At 51.2% G+C, this 17,026-nt stretch carries 17 protein-coding genes and 1 riboswitch; of the genes, 6 read left to right on the forward strand and 11 right to left on the reverse strand.

The window, feature by feature from the left end; translation table 11 throughout:
• Window positions 1-331: 331 nt before the first annotated feature.
• The 7 genes from ACFRAM_RS15145 to ACFRAM_RS15175 all read right to left on the reverse strand — a co-directional run bounded on the left by ACFRAM_RS15145 (window position 332) and on the right by ACFRAM_RS15175 (window position 6,954).
• Entirely contained in the window at window positions 332-1,993 is a 1,662-nt protein-coding gene (locus ACFRAM_RS15145; RefSeq protein WP_379466537.1) for a glycerol-3-phosphate dehydrogenase/oxidase, read from the reverse strand.
• A gap of 132 nt (window positions 1,994-2,125) precedes the next feature.
• Window positions 2,126-3,619, reverse strand: a complete 1,494-nt coding sequence (gene glpK / locus ACFRAM_RS15150; protein ID WP_379466538.1) for a glycerol kinase GlpK — start codon at window positions 3,617-3,619, stop codon at window positions 2,126-2,128.
• Window positions 3,620-3,634: 15 nt separating this feature from the next.
• Window positions 3,635-4,198, reverse strand: a complete 564-nt coding sequence (locus ACFRAM_RS15155) for a glycerol-3-phosphate responsive antiterminator (RefSeq protein ID WP_379466539.1) — start codon at window positions 4,196-4,198, stop codon at window positions 3,635-3,637.
• 161 nt (window positions 4,199-4,359) lie between these two features.
• Entirely contained in the window at window positions 4,360-4,959 is a 600-nt protein-coding gene (locus ACFRAM_RS15160; RefSeq protein ID WP_379466540.1) for an alpha/beta hydrolase, read from the reverse strand.
• On the reverse strand, window positions 4,956-5,906 hold the full coding sequence (locus ACFRAM_RS15165) for a ring-cleaving dioxygenase (RefSeq protein WP_379466541.1): 951 nt from the start codon (window positions 5,904-5,906) through the stop codon (window positions 4,956-4,958). Before ACFRAM_RS15165 ends, ACFRAM_RS15160 begins: the two co-directional genes overlap by 4 nt.
• A 17-nt stretch (window positions 5,907-5,923) precedes the next feature.
• Window positions 5,924-6,325, reverse strand: coding sequence for a DoxX family protein (locus ACFRAM_RS15170; protein ID WP_379466542.1), 402 nt, complete (start codon window positions 6,323-6,325; stop codon window positions 5,924-5,926).
• A 155-nt stretch (window positions 6,326-6,480) separates the two neighbouring features.
• Complete coding sequence (locus tag ACFRAM_RS15175; protein ID WP_083205492.1) at window positions 6,481-6,954, reverse strand: MarR family winged helix-turn-helix transcriptional regulator; 474 nt, start codon at window positions 6,952-6,954, stop codon at window positions 6,481-6,483.
• Window positions 6,955-7,324: 370 nt separating this feature from the next.
• On the opposite strand from ACFRAM_RS15175, the gene ACFRAM_RS15180 reads away from it, so the two are divergent.
• From ACFRAM_RS15180 to ACFRAM_RS15200, 5 genes are all read left to right on the forward strand, one after another.
• Window positions 7,325-8,005, forward strand: coding sequence for a futalosine hydrolase (locus ACFRAM_RS15180; protein ID WP_066378390.1), 681 nt, complete (start codon window positions 7,325-7,327; stop codon window positions 8,003-8,005).
• On the forward strand, window positions 8,005-8,856 hold the full coding sequence (locus tag ACFRAM_RS15185; protein WP_379466543.1) for a 1,4-dihydroxy-6-naphtoate synthase: 852 nt from the start codon (window positions 8,005-8,007) through the stop codon (window positions 8,854-8,856). Before ACFRAM_RS15180 ends, ACFRAM_RS15185 begins: the two co-directional genes overlap by 1 nt.
• Before the next feature lie 437 nt (window positions 8,857-9,293).
• Window positions 9,294-10,115 carry a class I SAM-dependent methyltransferase gene (locus ACFRAM_RS15190; protein ID WP_175370799.1) on the forward strand — a complete coding sequence of 274 codons (822 nt, stop codon included), beginning with the start codon at window positions 9,294-9,296 and terminating at the stop codon, window positions 10,113-10,115.
• Window positions 10,116-10,567: 452 nt separating this feature from the next.
• A complete protein-coding gene (locus tag ACFRAM_RS15195) occupies window positions 10,568-10,825 on the forward strand; it encodes a hypothetical protein (RefSeq protein WP_379466544.1) in 258 nt (85 codons plus the stop codon).
• Complete coding sequence (locus ACFRAM_RS15200; RefSeq protein ID WP_379466545.1) at window positions 10,822-11,208, forward strand: retropepsin-like aspartic protease; 387 nt, start codon at window positions 10,822-10,824, stop codon at window positions 11,206-11,208. Before ACFRAM_RS15195 ends, ACFRAM_RS15200 begins: the two co-directional genes overlap by 4 nt.
• Before the next feature lie 124 nt (window positions 11,209-11,332).
• Here ACFRAM_RS15200 and ACFRAM_RS15205 read toward each other — a convergent pair whose 3' ends face one another.
• From ACFRAM_RS15205 to ACFRAM_RS15220, 4 genes are read right to left on the reverse strand one after another with little or no spacing between them, the layout of a single operon-like run.
• Window positions 11,333-12,406: an ABC transporter substrate-binding protein gene (locus tag ACFRAM_RS15205; protein WP_379466546.1), complete on the reverse strand. Its 1,074-nt coding sequence runs from the start codon at window positions 12,404-12,406 to the stop codon at window positions 11,333-11,335.
• Complete coding sequence (locus ACFRAM_RS15210; RefSeq protein ID WP_066378375.1) at window positions 12,403-13,230, reverse strand: ABC transporter permease; 828 nt, start codon at window positions 13,228-13,230, stop codon at window positions 12,403-12,405. The genes ACFRAM_RS15205 and ACFRAM_RS15210 overlap by 4 nt, the downstream gene beginning before the upstream one ends.
• A complete protein-coding gene (locus ACFRAM_RS15215) occupies window positions 13,227-14,033 on the reverse strand; it encodes an ABC transporter permease (RefSeq protein WP_066378370.1) in 807 nt (268 codons plus the stop codon). Before ACFRAM_RS15215 ends, ACFRAM_RS15210 begins: the two co-directional genes overlap by 4 nt.
• Window positions 14,023-15,147 carry an ABC transporter ATP-binding protein gene (locus ACFRAM_RS15220; RefSeq protein WP_379466547.1) on the reverse strand — a complete coding sequence of 375 codons (1,125 nt, stop codon included), beginning with the start codon at window positions 15,145-15,147 and terminating at the stop codon, window positions 14,023-14,025. The genes ACFRAM_RS15215 and ACFRAM_RS15220 overlap by 11 nt, the downstream gene beginning before the upstream one ends.
• Before the next feature lie 293 nt (window positions 15,148-15,440).
• On the opposite strand from ACFRAM_RS15220, the gene ACFRAM_RS15225 reads away from it, so the two are divergent.
• Complete coding sequence (locus ACFRAM_RS15225; protein ID WP_379466548.1) at window positions 15,441-16,541, forward strand: FUSC family protein; 1,101 nt, start codon at window positions 15,441-15,443, stop codon at window positions 16,539-16,541.
• A 311-nt stretch (window positions 16,542-16,852) separates the two neighbouring features.
• A riboswitch (cyclic di-GMP riboswitch) is annotated at window positions 16,853-16,944 on the forward strand.
• Window positions 16,945-17,026 lie beyond the last annotated feature (82 nt).

Below are 17,026 nucleotides of genomic sequence, written 5' to 3' on the forward strand. Positions count from 1 at the left end.
TAAACGAGCCTGCTTCCATAGTTTACTAAGAGCGTAACCAAAAAAGTACGCCTCTGCAACTATATGGTGGAAACACAGGTATTGATAGCTACGCAGCCGCATGAGAGAACTTTATTTCAGTACGAATTTGAAAAGAGATCTAACCACGTCCACCAAACGCATAAATAACCCATGTATTTTCTGCTACCACACTCTAAGAAAAAGAGGACGGAGTCAGGAATGTCTCCCTGCTTCCGTCCTGAAATGAACTGGAGCTACGCCCCCTTGTTCAGATTTCCGGCAACATCGACCGTTTTACAATCGCCGCTTCTTCTGTTAACCAGTGTCACGCTTAGGCATCCGCAGCCTGAATCGCTTCGGCCAATCGCTCATTTAATTCTTCGGCATACTGAGCCGTCAATTCTGTCGTCCATCCGAAATATTTTCCCATATAGGTGGTTACAGCATCCTTCCACGCCTCTACCCAGGCTATATTGAAGAAAAGCGCACCTGTGCGGCGTATAAAAAAGTCCACCGGTCTCAGAGTCATTTCCTCTTCTATGGAATACAGAAGAGCAGCCAGCAAGGATGCGGGGAGTCCTTCCTTCTCTGCTTTCAGAGCGTGCTTCACAATTAACGTATAGACCGCGCCAATGTTAGAACCGTATCTCCGTACCAGTTGCTCCGCTTCATGTGGCGACAGTCCCAGCCTCGTTCCCTCCGGAATACGTTCTTGCACAAACTTCTTATACTGAATGGATCCCCCAACATCACCGCCGGAGATCGGCATGTGCCCGGTCTGGCATCCAGAAATAGCAGCAAGTCCAGCAGCACTCCGTTGCTTTGCGACCAGATCCACCACCGTCTCCGCCATTTTGCGGTAGCCAGTCAGCTTGCCGCCAGCCATAGAGATCAGACCTGAAGCCGAGACGAAAATTTCATCCTTGCGGGAAATCTCAGACGGGCTTTTGCCCTCTTGATGTATCAGAGGACGCAGTCCTGCCCAGCTCGATTCCACATCACCGTCAGTCAGTTTCATGCCGGGGAACATCTCATTAGCCGCCTGAAGGATATACACCCTGTCAGCTTCAGTAACCAGCGGATTTACCAGATCACCTTTATAATTCGTATCGGTCGTCCCTACATAAGTTTTGTTGTCCCGCGGGATCGCGAACATCATGCGCCCATCAGGGGTATCAAAATAAATTGCTTGCTTCAGCGGGAAACGCCCCTGGTCAAACACTAGGTGAACGCCCTTGGATAAATGCAGCATTTTGCCCTCTTTGGAATGGTCCTTCTCCCTTAGTGTATCTACCCAAGGTCCAGCAGCATTGATGATATGCTTCGCGCGAAGCTCATAAGAACGTCCGCTGAACTGATCGATCATTACTACACCCGCCAACTGTTTATTATCATACATAAACTGTTCCACCTTGGCGTAGTTCACAGCCAGCGCCCCGTGCTTCACAGCCTCCTTTAACACTTCAATCGTCAAGCGGGCATCGTCCGTCCGATACTCCACATAATAACCACCGCCTTTGAGACCCTGTTGCTTCAACAGCGGTTCTTTGCCCAGTGTCTCCCCAGCGCTCAGCATCGTTCGGCGCTCACCCTTTTTAACCCCAGCCAAGTAGTCATAGACCCGGAGTCCAAGGGATGTCGACATTTTCCCGAAGGTACCCCCCTCATAAATCGGCAGCAGCATCCATTCCGGTGTAGTGACATGAGGTCCATTCTCGTACACAATCGCCCGTTCTTTGCCCACCTCTGCCACCACACCAATCTCCAACTGTTTCAAATAGCGGAGTCCACCATGCACAAGCTTGGTCGACCGGCTAGAAGTGCCCCCGGCAAAATCCTGCATCTCTAAAAGGGCGGTCCGCAGGCCGCGGGTCTGTGCATCCAAAGCAATTCCCGCCCCTGTAATGCCCCCGCCAATCACCAGCACATCCCATTCCTGTTCCACCATTTGATTCAGATATTGATCTCGTTTGCCCGCCGAAAAAGTCCCCATGTCTATTTCCTCCCATAGTAAAAAAACCACAAACATGCCGGCTGCGATAGCTTGCGCAGCGGCTGTTGTGGTTTCTCCAGTTCTCCAACCTATTGTATTAACTTGTTGAGGTAAGTATACCATGCTGACTTTTCAGTGAAAAGCCTGTGCGGCACGCACCGCTTTTTTCCATCCGCCGTACAAAGCATCTGCTGCCCCTTCATCCATCGTTCTGTCGAAGGCACGCTGAATCTGCCATAATGCAGAGATCTCATTCTGATCCTGCCAGAATCCTACAGCTAGACCCGCCAGATACGCCGCTCCGAGCGCCGTAGTCTCGCTAATCACTGGCCGCTCTACCGTAACACCCAGCATGTCGCTCTGGAACTGCATCAGGAAGTTATTACGGGCTGCGCCACCACCCACCCGCAGCTTTTTGAGAGAAATCCCGGAGTCCTCCTCCATGGCCGCAAGTACATCACGGGTCTGATAAGCTAGCGATTCCAAAGTCGCACGAATCAGATGCTCCTTCGATGTGCCCCGTGTCAGGCCAAACACCGCACCCCGGACTTCACTGTCCCAATACGGCGTACCTAGGCCAACAAAGGCCGGCACCACGTAGACACCTTCTGTTGAATTCACCCGCGAAGCGTATTCTTCACTAACCCCGGCATTCTTGATCATCCGCAGTCCGTCACGAAGCCACTGAATGGCCGAGCCAGCCACAAAGATGCTGCCCTCCAGCGCATACTCGACCTTCCCGTTCAATCCCCAGGCAATCGTGGTGAGCAGTCCATTTCCTGAGGCAATAGCCTGCTCACCGGTATGCATCAGCATAAATGCCCCGGTGCCGTAGGTATTGTTCGCGGTCCCTTGCTCAAAACAGGTCTGCCCGAACAATGCGGCCTGCTGGTCACCCGCAGCACCCGAGATCGGGACAGCAGCATTGAAGAAATGCTGCCGATTGGTATAGCCATAGACTTCGGAGGATGACCGAACCTCTGGTAGCATGGAGCGCGGAATGTTCAGCAGCGTCAGCAGCTCCTCATCCCATTGCAACTCGTGAATGTTGTACATCAGGGTCCGTGAGGCATTGGAGTAATCGGTAACATGAGCACCCCCGTCGGTCAGCCGCCAGATCAGCCAAGTATCCATCGTCCCGAACAACAACTCTCCGCGTTCCGCCTTCTCCCGCGCCCCCAGAACATGGTCCAGAATCCACTTCACCTTCGTGCCCGAGAAGTATGCGTCGAGACGAAGACCTGTCTTTTGCCTGAAAATTTCATCATGACCCTGAGCCTTAAGATCCTCACAAATCTCCGTTGTTTGTCGGGACTGCCATACAATTGCATGATACACGGGCATCCCCGTAGCCCGATCCCAAACTACGGTCGTCTCCCGCTGATTGGTGATCCCGATGGCAGCAACCTCCTCCGGAGAGATAGCGGTCTCGGTGAACAATGACGAAATGACCGCCAGAATGGAGATCCATATCTCATTGGCATCATGCTCCACCCAGCCCGGTTGTGGGAAATGCTGCTTGAATTCCTGCTGAGCAATATGAATAATCGTACCTTTACGATCAAATAGAATGGCTCTTGAGCTAGTCGTGCCTTGGTCCAAGGCCAGAATATACTTTTTATCCACACTGCACCTCCAGGTTTATTTTATGTTATCGTAATGCCGGCACAGATCCATTTGGGAAGTCGTCACGGCGGTTGCTCCTGCTGCCAACGCCTTCTCCACATCGTCCACAGTACGAATTAGCCCGCCAGCAAAAATCGGAATACCTGTACGCTCCCTCACTTCTGTGATAAGGCCCGGGATGACACCCGGCAGCACCTCAATATAATCAGGCTGTGTCCGTTCTAACAGAGCATAGCTTTTATCCAGAGCACTGGAATCCAGCAGAAATACCCGCTGAACGGCCAGTAAACCGTTTTGCCGCGCTTTGAGAATCACATTGGCCCGGGTCGAGATCAAGCCGGCAGGCTTGATGCTCTGGCATAGAAAATCTGCCGCAGCTTCATCATTCTTCAGTCCTTCAACCAGATCCACGTGCAGCAGCAGCTTCTTCCGGTGTGATTTTGCCAGATCAACAATGTCCTTCAGTTGCCCGATATGGCTCTCGAGCAGCACAATATATTCGTAAGAGGATTGCAACAGCTTCTCCAGATGCTTCATCTTTCGGATCGCAGGTAAAACATTCTGTCCCTGAATGGACATGGGCGCTGCCCCTTTCCTAGCATGAGTGTGTCGCTCTATCCGCTACTACCAATATAACATTTATTACAGCAAAAAGAGCAGATCACGCACATCCATCGCCCCTCCCGGGATTAGCAAATGGATATGCTGTTTCTGCTCTGCCGCTGACACAATCAGACTAATTACAGCTTCAGCCAGTCTCTGGCCGCTTCCGCTTCTTCCACATTCAGGCGATGCCCCTGGTTGCCCCAATACGTATTCACAACTGCACCTGCGCCTTGCAATAGCTCTTCCAGCTCCCGGCTTTCATGCGCTGGAACCATCGGGTCATTCATTGAAGTTCCAATAAAGACCGGAAGGCCGCTCATATCCGGCAGCTTGAGACCCCGTAGTGGTACCATCGGGTGCAGCAGCACTGCAGCCTGGAAAGCCTTCCCGTAGTGGAACAGCAAGCTTCCAGCGATGTTAGCACCATTGGAATAACCAACGGCAACCGTTTTGTCGGCAGAGAACCCGTATTTGGCCGCCGCCTCGTCCAGGAACTGCTTGATCTCCTGCGTGCGGAAGATCAGATCTTCTTCGTCGAATACCCCTTCGGACAACCGCCGGAAGAAACGGGGCATTCCGTTCTCCAGCACATTGCCACGGATGCCAAGCACGGACGATCCCGGGGAAAGCAGTCCCGCCAGTGGCAGCAGATCCTGCTCGTCACCACCCGTTCCGTGGAACATTACCATTACTGGCTTACTCTCATCTGTGCCCTTGCGAAATACGTGTATCATCTTGACTTCACTCCAATCTCTCGAATGTCAAACGGCTGCAAATTAGCTTCAATCGCGGCACGGTGTGGTTCATACCAGGTAGGGAGCATCAGCTTCTCACCTAGCGCATCCGGGTCCTCATCGCGGGCAAAACCGGGAGGGTCTGTTGCGATCTCAAACAGGATCCCGCCTTCTTCACGGAAGTAAATGGCGTTGAAGTACTGACGGTCCTGAACAGGCGTCGGCTGGTAGCCGTGGCTCTGCACAAGACGACTCCAGGCAAGCTGTTCGGCATCATCGCTGGCACGCCAGGCAATATGGTGAACCGTTCCGGTGCCTCCCGAGCCATGCGGCACAGGCTCTGCCTTCAGATCAATAATATTGCCCAGCTCGCCCGCCGCTCTGAAGCGGAGATAACCGTCCCCTTCAGCAATGATCTCCATGCCCAGTGTACGGGACAGCGTATCCGCTGTCTTAGCTGGCTCTGTGCTGTACAGAACCGCCCCGCCAAAGCCCTTGATAGCATGCTCAGCAGGAACACCACCAAAGGACCAGCCGCTAAGAGGACCCTCTTCACGCTCCACAAGCTCAATTCGCAGACCATCGTAGTCAGCAAAGGACAAATAGGACTCAGAGATCCGGCTGACTTTGGTTACTGAAATCTGGTATGCAGCCAGTCGCTGCTCCCAGAAGTCCAGCGATCCTGTCGGCACGGCATAAGTAGTTACACCAACCTGCCCACCGCCAATTCTTCCCTTACGTCCCATTGACCAAGGAAAGAACGTAATAATCGTACCGGGCGACCCGCTTTCGTTCCCGAAATAGAGGTGATACACCTCAGGTGCATCGAAATTGATGGTTTTCTTCACCAATCGTAGTCCGAGAATACCGGCATAAAAGTCAGCATTCCGCTGCACGTCGCCCACAAAAGCTGTAATATGATGAATGCCTGCGCTTCGTAATGTCATAATTATCTGCCCCTTTCTTAGTTAAACCACAGTGCGTCAAGTGAAATCGATCCGGCCCCGGTCAGAGCCACTCCGGCGGCAACCACTAGCAAAGTGAGTGGAAACTCAATTCCGTTAGCCGTTGCCCAGAACCCGTTCGGAGCGTGAACCTTCACAATCGCTCCAAGCATGGTAGCAATAATCAGTGCCGAAGCGAGCGGAGTCAACAACCCGAAGGTGAACAGCACTCCACCAACCAGTTCCATCACTCCCGCCAGCACCGCCATAGTTACACCAGGCTTCATGCCGACGGACTCCATCCAACCTCCGGTTCCCTTGGGACCATAACCTCCGAACCAGCCAAACAGCTTTTGACTACCGTGCCCGATGAAAGAAATCCCGATCACCAGTCTGAGCAATAATAAGCCTACGCTAACCATTTTTACCCCACTCCATTCTCTTTGATTTAATTATCTTAACATTAAGATATTAGGTAAAAAAATTTGATGCTTCCTCTTTATATCAGATTCCCTGTTCCTGACACTATTCTTTCCGGCTTTCTGGCCTTACGGCAAGGGCCGCAGTTACTGCCGCCCTATACGCCTTTGCCAAGTCTCTTCAGCAGCTCCGTTGCCTGTTCCTTCTCTTCCGTGTTCAATCCGCCCATCAGACGATGCAGGGAAGAGACGTGAAGCGGAAAAATATCGTCGAATAGCTCCCGGCCTGCAGTTGTAATCTCAGCATAGGTTACCCGCCGGTCATCGCTGCACGGCACACGCTTCAGCAAGCCCTTGTTCTCCAGCTTGTCGATATTGTACGTAATACTGCCGCTGGTCACCAGAATCTTCTCACCGATCTGCTGCAGTGGAATACGTGTTCTGTGATACAGCACCTCCAGAATCATAAATTCAGCGGAAGACAAGCCGTGGCTCTTCATATCCTTCACTGCCAGGTCCATTAAGGTCTTGTAGGCTTTAGACAAGACGACGAACAATTTCAAGGAAGCCGCTTCATCCCGTTCCTGCTCCGCTCCGCTTGCCCCGGATAAAGGCTCTTGTTCAATGCTCATATGCTCCACCTCCCTGTAATTTATTATGAATGAACCAATTTCATAAATGAGCGTCTTATCATCGATATCTAGTTGTACATGGTTTAGGTTTAGGTATAACTAGAGAGATATCGTACCTATTCGGATTGACATTCGCATTATGAAATGGATTCGAATAAGAGAATATTGTCTTTAAATTAATTATCTTTAATTTAAGATAAATATACGCCTCATCCATGCCATTGTCAACAATCTTCCGTGGAAATTTTGTCCGAATTGACCTGGCCCGCAAAACGGCGTATTCTTTGTCTTACGAATATCTAAAATGTAAGCCTCTTCATTTCTTAACAAATACCACTATATTACTTTTCGTTTAAAAGGAGGCCTACTCATGACATCTGCTACACCAAATGATGCCGCGGGGCAGGCTGAGCGGCGTGTGCTGATCGTGACTGCGGTCGCGGCGGAACGCGACGCCGTCCTGCGCGGGCTGCAGGGCAGCAGCAGGTTCCACGTTGTGGCTGCGGGCGCGGGCACCGCAGCTGCTGCGGCGGGCACCGCCGCGGCCCTGGCAGCCGGCTCCTACGGCTGCGTCATCAACGCCGGGATCGGCGGCGGGTTCCCGGGGGTGGCTCCGGTAGGCTCGCTGGTGATTGCCAGCGAGATGATTGCCGCCGACCTCGGAGCCGAGACGCCGGAGGGCTTCCGCAGTGCTGCCGAGCTTGGCTTCGGCAGCGTGACCGTGCCGGGTGATTCCGGCACGGTAGAGGCCGTAACGGCCGCGCTGACAGCGGCCGGCCTTGCTGTCAGCACAGGACCTGTGCTGACGGTGTCTACGGCGACCGGCACGGCAGAGACGGCCGCCGCTCTTGCGGCGCGCCATCCCGGGGCGGCCGCCGAAGCCATGGAAGGCCACGGGGTCGCCGTGGCCGCACATGCGCTGGGGCTCCCGGTGCTGGAGCTCCGCGCGATTTCGAACCCGGTCGGTCCCCGCGACCGGGCAGCTTGGGCCATCGGCGAAGCGATGGACGCGCTTGCGGCAGCAGCCGCTATCCTAAAGGAGGTGCTGTAATGAATAACGAGCTTAATATTGCATTCTCCCCTTGTCCAAATGATACCTTTGTATTTCATGCCTGGGCGCATGGGCTGGTGGCGGATGCCCCGGCACTGAATGTGATGTACGCCGATATCGACATTACGAACGGGCTTGCTGCCGACGGCACTGGACCAGAAGTACTCAAAATCTCCTACGCCGCCCTGCCTTGGGTGCTGGAGAACTACCGGCTGCTGCCCTGTGGTGGCGCGCTTGGCCGCGGCTGCGGGCCACTGGTACTGACCGGAAACGGACCGCTGGCAGTACGGCGTCCAGCCGGGCTCGCCGGACGCAAAATCGCTGTTCCCAGCGAACGCTCCACCGCCTATCTGCTGTTCCGCTTGTGGGCAGCCCAGAACGTTCCAGGCGGTGTGGGAGAGATTGTCGTGATGCCTTTTGACGAGATCATGCCCGCTGTACGCGATGGGAAAATTGACGCCGGACTGGTGATTCACGAAGCCCGCTTCACTTACTCTTCCTATGGCCTTAATCTCCTGACGGATCTCGGCAGCTGGTGGGAAGAAGATACCGGACTACCGATCCCGCTTGGAGCCATTATCGCCCGCCGCGATCTGGATGCCGAAGCCATCTCGGGATGGATTCGCAGTTCCCTGCAATATGCCTGGGATCATCCGACGGACTCCCGCGACTACGTGCTAAGTCATGCCCAGGAGCTGTCCCCGGAAGTGGCAAAGTCGCATATCGATCTCTATGTCAACGAATTTAGCATGAACCTTGGCGATAGCGGTTATGAAGCCATCACGTCTTTATTGACCCGTGCTGCTGACGAAGGACTTGTTCCGGCAATAGATCCGGAATTGCTCCGGTAATACCCAGAACCACGGGGGAACCCTTTGCAACCGTATAGTTCCTGAAGTTACTCCGGTAACACCGGGAACCTACGGTGATCCCTCTACAACCATGTAGTTTACGGAGTTACTCCGGTAACACCGTAAACCTACGGCGAACCCTGTACACCAATTAGTTCACAGAGTTGCTCTCTAAATAACGAAACCTACGGGGTCACCTCCGTGTAGTTCCGGAACTGCTCCGGTAACACATGGTAGCTATGTGACCTGCCTCTACAAACCATACCATCCCCGGTCATGCCATTTGGCGCCGGGGATTCTTTATATTTAAGCCATCTGATAATGTGACCTTGCGAAATGAAACCGCTATTCTTAGAGCCACGTTGGATCAGGAGGGTGTATAGTAACTATAGAATCAAGAATGGATGAACCCATTCAACCCCAAGGAGGAGAACCGTATGATTCCTGCCGGAAACAGCAAACCGAATATCGACCGTTTTCTTGGCTTTCAGGAGGACTATGACCGTTACCGCCCAGAGGCCCCACAGATAGTGTCTGAACTGCTCACCACTTACCTCGGACACCGACCTGCCCTTGTCGCAGATATTGGTTGCGGCACCGGATTGTCCACCTTCATCTGGAACCATGCAGCTGATGCAGTTCATGGCATCGAACCCAATCCTGATATGTTGGGCAAGGCACAGCAGAAGCTCGCAGAAATGTCAGATGCCGCAGCAATCTCTTTTGCCCAAGGTTATTCCAACCAATTACCGTTGGCAACAGGCAGTGTAGACATCGTTACCTGCTCGCAGTCTTTTCACTGGATGGAGCCTGTGAGCACACTCCAGGAAATCTCCCGTGTCCTGCGGGACGGAGGCGTCTTCGCCGCGTATGACTGCGATTGGCCGCTGGCCCTGCAAGCGAATGTCGAGATTCTATATAACAACCTAATTGACAAGGCAAATGAGATCTTGGACACGTTGGTGCCGGCATCAGAAAGAGCGCACAAGTGGGATAAGGACAGCCACCTGGACAGAATCAAGGACAGCGGATTGTTCTCCTTCGCCCGTGAAATCGTATTTCACCATACGGAGACCTGTGATGCAGCACGATATATCGGCCTGGCCCTCAGCCAGGGAGCCATCCAAACCGTGTGGAAGCTTGGCTCCAAGGATCTTGACGGCAGTATCACCGAATTCCAGACCGCGGTAGAGCAGCATTTTCAAGGCAAGACTCTAGATGTGCTAATCAGCTACCGGATGCGACTCGGAGTTAAATAAGACCCGTTAGTGTGTTCGACCTTAAAGCCGGAAATAAAAGGTATCAAGGTATATCCATTGTTTCAAATAGTAAATCAGGCTTAACCAGCAATCGTAGGATCTCTGAGCCCGCAGTGCTTTTATTCATAAGACATCTAGCACCAAGCACCAAGCACCAAGCACCAAGCACCAACCATCCATTATCAACCATTAACCATCGACCACCGATCGCTGATTATGGTTATGAGCCGCCAAAAATGCATACTAACTAGACTGGTCAAAAACCCGAATTTACCCTATACTGACCAGTAAGAGACGAAGAACGTCCCGATCCCCTTAACCAAGGGGCTTCGGGGCGTTTTTTTATGTTTATGAAAGGGTGAGAGTGGTGGGATTTGAGGAAGCACATTCTGATATTTATGCAATGAAGAATGGTATAATAAGAGCAATTATCCAACCCGGAGGTGTCCAAGATGCGATGGGATGAGATTAAGGAGCGTTTTCCCAATGAATGGGTCGTTCTTGAGGCAACAAAAGCATATTCAAAGGAAGGGCAGCGTTATATTGAAGAGATGAACGTCATTGAATCCTTTGACGATTCTACCAAGGCATTGAAACGATATAGTGAGCTGCACCAGGAGGCCCCCCACCGGGAGTATTGTTTCTTCCACACTTCCCGCCCTAACGTGGTGGCAAGGGAGAGATATGTAGAAATACGAGGGCCAAGATGAACATTAAAGAAAGATACGAACTCCCCTTCATTAGCCTGGTTGTAGCATTTAGGGGGAAAGAAATACAGCTCGGTAAAGTGCTCTTGGATACTGGATCGGCCAGCACACTACTGAACGCCGACATTGTAAGGGACATAGGAATGGTACCTGAAGAAAACGACGTGGTTGATATTATTCGAGGTGTGGGCGGAGTTGAGTATGTGTACACCAAAACTCTAGATTCCTTAGCGATCGGTAATATGGCACTAAATAATTTTCAAGTTGAAATCGGAAATATGGACTATGGCATGGAAATCGACGGCATACTCGGTTTTAATTTCTTAAAACAAGCCGGAGCGATCCTTAACCTCCGGCTAATGAAACTAAAAATAGCGGGTTGCTAGCTATACTTAAACCTATACCCAAACCGTTTACCCCCGCCCCCCAATCCAAAAAGCGCCCAGGCCGCGATACTCCGCAGTTGGGCGCTTCTCTTTGTCCATTAGCCTCTCACAAGCGAGCGGCTAATTATTTCTTGTTCATCTTGAACATCAGGAACAGCTCGTTGTAGTGGGCGAGCATTTTTTTGCCCAGGTTGTCGTAGACCTCCAGATGGTCTGTAATATCGGACGACGGGTAGAAGCGGGTGTCCTCCGAAATATCCGGCGGCAGAAGCTTTAGAGCCTGAGCGTTCGGTGTGGAGTAGCCCACGTATTCAGTATTTTTCGCTGCTACATCAGGACGCAGCATGAAGTTGATGAACTTATGCGCACCTTCCACGTTCTTCGCCGTACGCGGAATGACCATGTTGTCGAACCATTTGTTCGACCCTTCTTTCGGCACGACATAGTCGAGCTTGTCGTTATCACCCATAATCTCCGAAGCGTCGCCAGACCAGACGATGCCTACCGCTGCTTCCTCATTTGCCAGCAGCATCTTGATCTCGTCGCCCACAATCGCCTTTACGTTAGGCGACAGCTTGTTCAGCTTCGTCAGAGCCTGCTGCAAATGGTCCTCATTGGTATCATTGACGGAGTAATGCAGGCTGTTCAGCGCCATGCCCATGACCTCACGTGCCCCATCCACGAGGAAAATGTTATTCTTCAGTCGGCTGTCCCACAGGGAATCCCAACTGCTGAAATCAATACCCTTCGTCATCTCCGGATTGAAGATGATCCCGACCGTTCCCCAGAAATAGGGAACCGAATAAAGATTATCCGGATCAAACGGCAGGTTCATAAACCGTGGATCGATATTGACGAGATTCGGAATCTTACTGTGATCCAATGGAATCAGCAGGTTCTCTTCCTTCATCTTAGAGATAGCATAATCCGAAGGAATCACGACATCAAAGGTCGTTCCTCCTTGTTCTACCTTGGTCAGCATCGCTTCGTTGGAATCAAAGGTCTGGTAGATGACCGTAATCCCGGTCTCTTTCTCGAACTCCTTCAGCATGGCAGGATCAACATAATCGCCCCAGTTGTAGATGGTCAGCGTATTTTTTCCCGTGTAGCCCTGGCTGGAGTTCATCCATGACCCTAGATACATCAGACCAAAAGCGACAATGACAATCGCCAGAAAGGCATTAACCAGCTGTTTCATCTAGGCACCCCCGCTTCTGCTACCGATTCTGCAACCGGAGTAGCTGTGCGGTTCTTGCGAGTTGTCAGGAAGTAATAACCGACTACTAGCACGATGGTGAAGAGGAAAATCAGGGTCGAGAGCGCATTAATGGACAGCGATACGCCCTGTCTCGCTCTGGAATAAATCTCCACAGACAAGGTAGAGTATCCGTTACCGGTCACGAAGAAGGTAACCGCAAAGTCATCAAGCGAGTACGTTAGTGCCATGAAGAAACCACTGAAAATACCCGGCTTGATGATCGGCAGAATGACCTTCGTCAGCACATCCCGGCGGCTGGCACCCAGATCGCGGGCCGCATCAGTCAATGTAGGGCTCATTTCTTGCAGATGCGGCAGAATCATCAGCACCGCGATCGGGATACTGAAGGCCACATGCGAGAGCAGTACAGACATGAAGCCAAGCTTGATCCCCACAATCGTGAACAGAATCAGGAACGAGGCCCCGATGATAACGTCTGGACTGACGATGAGCACATTGTTCAGCGACAATAAGGTGTTCTTCGCCCGGCGGCTGCGGACCCGATGGATCGCCAGCGCACCAATGGTCGCGATCACCGTAGCAATCGCCGAAGACAGCAGCGCAATGACCAGCGTATTGATTACGATAATGATCAGCCGGCTATCCTGAATCACTTCGCGGTAATATTCCAGGGTAAAGCCTTCAAACTTGTGCATCGTACCCCCGCTGTTGAACGAGTAGTACATCAGATACACAATCGGTGCGTACAGCACAGCAAACACTAAAACGAGATACAGATTGGAGAATCCGTTTCTTTTCCTCATCTCTGCACCCCTTTCCGTGCGCCGCCCCACAGAATCATGAACAGCGCCATAATCGCAATCAGAAATACGGCTACTGTGGAGCCCATGCCCCAATCCTGTGTAACCAAAAAGTGCTGTTCAATCGCCGTCCCGAGCGTAATAACCCGGCTACCGGCAATAAGCCTTGTGATCATAAACAGAGATAGTGCTGGAATGAATACTGCCATACAGCCGGAACGCACACCCGAAATCGTCAGTGGAAAAACCACCCTACGGAAGGTTGTCCAACCCGACGCCCCCAGATCACGCGCGGCATCGAGCAGGGACAGATTGAGTTCCTCCAGCGCACTGAAGATCGGCAGAATCATGAACGGAATAAAGATGTAGACCGACACGAACACAAAGCTGAAGCCCGTGAACAAAATCTGCTGCTCACCAATCCCAAGCACATCGAACAGGTTATTGATCGGTCCAAAGGTGCCGAAGATTCCGATGAATGCATAAGTTTTCAGCAGCAGATTAATCCAGGTCGGCAAAATAATCAGCAGCAGCCAAAGCTGCTTATGCTTCGTTCTCGTCAACAGATAAGCCGCCGGATAGGCGACCAGGAGCGAGAATATTGTGATCAGAAACGCGTACCAGAAGGAGGTCAGCGTCATTTTTAAATATACAGGCGTAAAGAAATTCACGTAATTGTCCAGCGTCAAATGGCCGTCCAGATCAAACAGGGAATAGTAGATGACCAGAAACACCGGAGCGATAACGAACAAGGCAATCCACAAATAATAAGGGATGAGATAGAACGACCGGCCCTTATTGTTCATGGCTCTCCACCTCGCCATAAGCTTCCAGACGTCTGTCGAACTCTTCCTCCGTTTCCCCGAACCGCATAACATGAATCGCTTCAGGATCAAAATAAAGCCCGATTTCACTGCCGACAGTAGCTTGACGTGTAGAATGGACTAACCATTCATGTCCGGACTCGTCATAACAGCTGATCTCATAATGCACACCCCGGAACAGCTGGGAATCGACGCGCACACGCAGCTTCCCTTGTTCTAATGCAGTGATTTCCAAATCCTCCGGTCGAATCACAATCTCCACACCTTCATTCGGGCGCAGGCCGGCATCGACGCATTCGAAGCGACGTCCGTTGAACTCCACCAGATTATCTTTGATCATGACACCCGGCACAATGTTCGATTCTCCAATAAAGTCAGCCACAAAACGGTTGATCGGCTCATCATAAATATCGTGAGGCGTGCCGCTCTGCTCGATTTTGCCCTTGTTCATCACAAAGATCCAGTCAGACATCGCCAGTGCTTCCTCCTGATCATGCGTGACGAAGATAAAAGTGATTCCCAGCCGCTGCTGCATCTCCCGCAAAATGTACTGCATCTCTGTCCGCAGCTTCAAATCCAGCGCCGACAAAGGCTCGTCCAGCAGCAGGACCTGCGGCTCGTTGACGATGGCCCGGGCGATGGCTACACGCTGACGCTGTCCGCCGGACATTTCTGTAATGGCCCGCTGATCGTAACCGGCGAGGTTCACGAAGCGCAGCGCCTCCTGCACCTTTTGCGTGATGACATCCTTCTTAAGCTTCTTGATACGCAAGCCGAAAGCCACATTCTCAAATACGTTCAGGTGTGGAAACAAAGCGTAGTCCTGAAAAACCGTATTGACCTGCCGCTCGTTGGCGGGAATGTGGTTAATCACTTTTCCGTTCAAAATAATCGAGCCGCCTGTCGGTTCAGCGAATCCGGCAATCAGCCGGAGAATCGTCGTTTTACCGCAACCGGACGGGCCCAGTAATGTATAGAATTTACCCCGTTCAATCTCAAAGCTGACCTCTTTAAGTACAGCCTCTTCATCGTCGTATTGCTTCGTTACCTTGTCAAAAGAAATAATAGTACCTTCCTGGGTAGCTATAGCTAACAACCTCCCTGCCTTTAGTAATACAATCCTATTTTACCCGCTTCCTGCGGGGAACAATCGATATCGGCATGCCCAGTGCGGATAAGCGACAATTCCTCCTTTCGTTCGACACCTCATATAGGTATAGCATAATAGATTGCTTCATCTTATGCGATAACTTAGATTGTTAACATCCCCCAGAAACTTAACAACTTCGTAAAACTTATAAGGATTTTCATCAAAAATGAGGTGATATAATGAAAACGGATGAAAGATAAATTAATGTTTTCTTATTTTTGCGAAAGAAGATGAAGCACATGAACGAGGGGTTATTTGACCGCCTTGAGAAATTTGGTTTTTCCCTATATATGATACGAATTACGCTGGCCGCTTCGCTCTCCTGGGTGGTGGTGCACAGTCTTTATAGTAATCACTATTTGTACTTTGCTCCGCTAGCTGCCATTCTGATTACCCAAGGTACGGTTAAGGGCTCTGTAGAAAAAGGAATCTACCGCCTTTTGGGCATCATTCTTGGCGGGATCGTCGCTCTGATCGTCGGCAAGTTCTTTAACATAAGCGGACTCTCCATCCTGCTTATGCTGCTCATCGGCATTGGCATCGCCACCGCCTGCCGCGTGAATATTCAGGCCGTGACCCAAGTAGGCGTCACCTCTGTTATGGCCCTTTCCTTCTATCAAAACGATTATGTAGTCTCCAGAATAACCGAGACCTTCATCGGAGTGCTGATTGCCATTCTTATCAATATGATTATCGTTCCGCCGAAGGGGTTCGTCAAGGTAAAAGCCTTGGCACTTGAAGGAAGCCAACTGCTGGCAGAAGCACTGAGAGGTCTTGCCGCTGGTGAACAAAGTACGGAGAAGAGCAATGCGGTATCGAAACAAGCCGGTGAACTGCTGAAGCGAAGCGGCAAGAAGCAGAAAGAAATTCATTACACGCTATCGCATTACCAATGCCGAAATGAATTGAACAGGCTTAGTACAGTTACTTCTCATCTTAAAACCGTTCATGCCTACGTGAAGGAAATTATAGATGAGATCGCCCTGCTGCCACCGCATTATGCAGCCGCAGAAGGGATGGCCGGTTCGCTGGAAGCCACTGCCGATTGCATCGCATTGTACGGAACGGAAACCCTGTCGGATACCGAACGCCCCCGTTCTCTCCCGGATGCCCTGCATCATGCGCGGGAATTGCAGCTCTCTTGCTTCTCCCAGCTTCAGAGCCATTGCCCTCTGACCGCTATGCGCGATCTTGGTGCAGTCTTCTCGCACCTGAACCGGGTGCTGGATGAGGTGGAACGGGCGGAATATGCCACCTGTTCGGCGGTACCGCACGAGGCTAAGCGAGACATCACCCAAGGAATTCATTACATGAAAAAAGGACTCTCCCACAAGTTATAAAGCGGAGAGTCCTTTTATTTTACTAAAACCATCTTACACGTTATAATTAAGGAAATGTGGAATATATAGCCACTTTCTACGGATTATGTGATCCTGTGAGAGACGTCCCGGGCCATCCGGCTTAGACGCCTCTCTTTTACATGTGAATGGTCTGGGTGAAATTATTTATTCCCTATTGTCAATTCGTTACTTTAGCACTAAAATTAAAAGGATTTAATGCCGACATTTTAAATATACGACGTACCGGCGCCTTCTTTTTTTGTCGATTTTAGTCGATTAAAGTGCCTGATGCTGAGTATACATCATTGATCCATTTTTAAAGGCAAACTATTCGAAAGGGTAGGACGCAAAGCAATGGGCCTAAGAATGCACAAGCTGCATTTATGGTTGCCAGGCTGCCAATTAGACGCCTGCATGGCGGATATTCCTAGCGGATTATCGTACCGGAATGACGGTACTCTCTATGTACAGATGCCTTTGATTAT

Origin of the sequence: Paenibacillus sp. NPDC056722 (assembly GCF_042790635.1) — a bacterium.
Lineage (GTDB): Bacteria > Bacillota > Bacilli > Paenibacillales > Paenibacillaceae > Paenibacillus_AQ > Paenibacillus_AQ agri.

Coding starts and splice junctions, on each gene's coding strand:
- ACFRAM_RS15170 (WP_379466542.1), bottom strand. CDS start 6,325: ATGGTTAGCGTAGGCTTATTATTGCTCAGACTGGTGATCGGGATTTCT.
- ACFRAM_RS15155 (WP_379466539.1), bottom strand. CDS start 4,198: ATGTCCATTCAGGGACAGAATGTTTTACCTGCGATCCGAAAGATGAAG.
- ACFRAM_RS15160 (WP_379466540.1), bottom strand. CDS start 4,959: ATGATACACGTATTTCGCAAGGGCACAGATGAGAGTAAGCCAGTAATG.
- ACFRAM_RS15205 (WP_379466546.1), bottom strand. CDS start 12,406: ATGAAACAGCTGGTTAATGCCTTTCTGGCGATTGTCATTGTCGCTTTT.
- ACFRAM_RS15165 (WP_379466541.1), bottom strand. CDS start 5,906: ATGACATTACGAAGCGCAGGCATTCATCATATTACAGCTTTTGTGGGC.
- ACFRAM_RS15200 (WP_379466545.1), top strand. CDS start 10,822: ATGAACATTAAAGAAAGATACGAACTCCCCTTCATTAGCCTGGTTGTA.
- ACFRAM_RS15225 (WP_379466548.1), top strand. CDS start 15,441: ATGAACGAGGGGTTATTTGACCGCCTTGAGAAATTTGGTTTTTCCCTA.
- ACFRAM_RS15145 (WP_379466537.1), bottom strand. CDS start 1,993: ATGGGGACTTTTTCGGCGGGCAAACGAGATCAATATCTGAATCAAATG.
- ACFRAM_RS15195 (WP_379466544.1), top strand. CDS start 10,568: ATGCGATGGGATGAGATTAAGGAGCGTTTTCCCAATGAATGGGTCGTT.
- ACFRAM_RS15215 (WP_066378370.1), bottom strand. CDS start 14,033: ATGAACAATAAGGGCCGGTCGTTCTATCTCATCCCTTATTATTTGTGG.
- ACFRAM_RS15210 (WP_066378375.1), bottom strand. CDS start 13,230: ATGAGGAAAAGAAACGGATTCTCCAATCTGTATCTCGTTTTAGTGTTT.
- ACFRAM_RS15180 (WP_066378390.1), top strand. CDS start 7,325: ATGACATCTGCTACACCAAATGATGCCGCGGGGCAGGCTGAGCGGCGT.
- ACFRAM_RS15185 (WP_379466543.1), top strand. CDS start 8,005: ATGAATAACGAGCTTAATATTGCATTCTCCCCTTGTCCAAATGATACC.
- ACFRAM_RS15190 (WP_175370799.1), top strand. CDS start 9,294: ATGATTCCTGCCGGAAACAGCAAACCGAATATCGACCGTTTTCTTGGC.
- ACFRAM_RS15175 (WP_083205492.1), bottom strand. CDS start 6,954: ATGAGCATTGAACAAGAGCCTTTATCCGGGGCAAGCGGAGCGGAGCAG.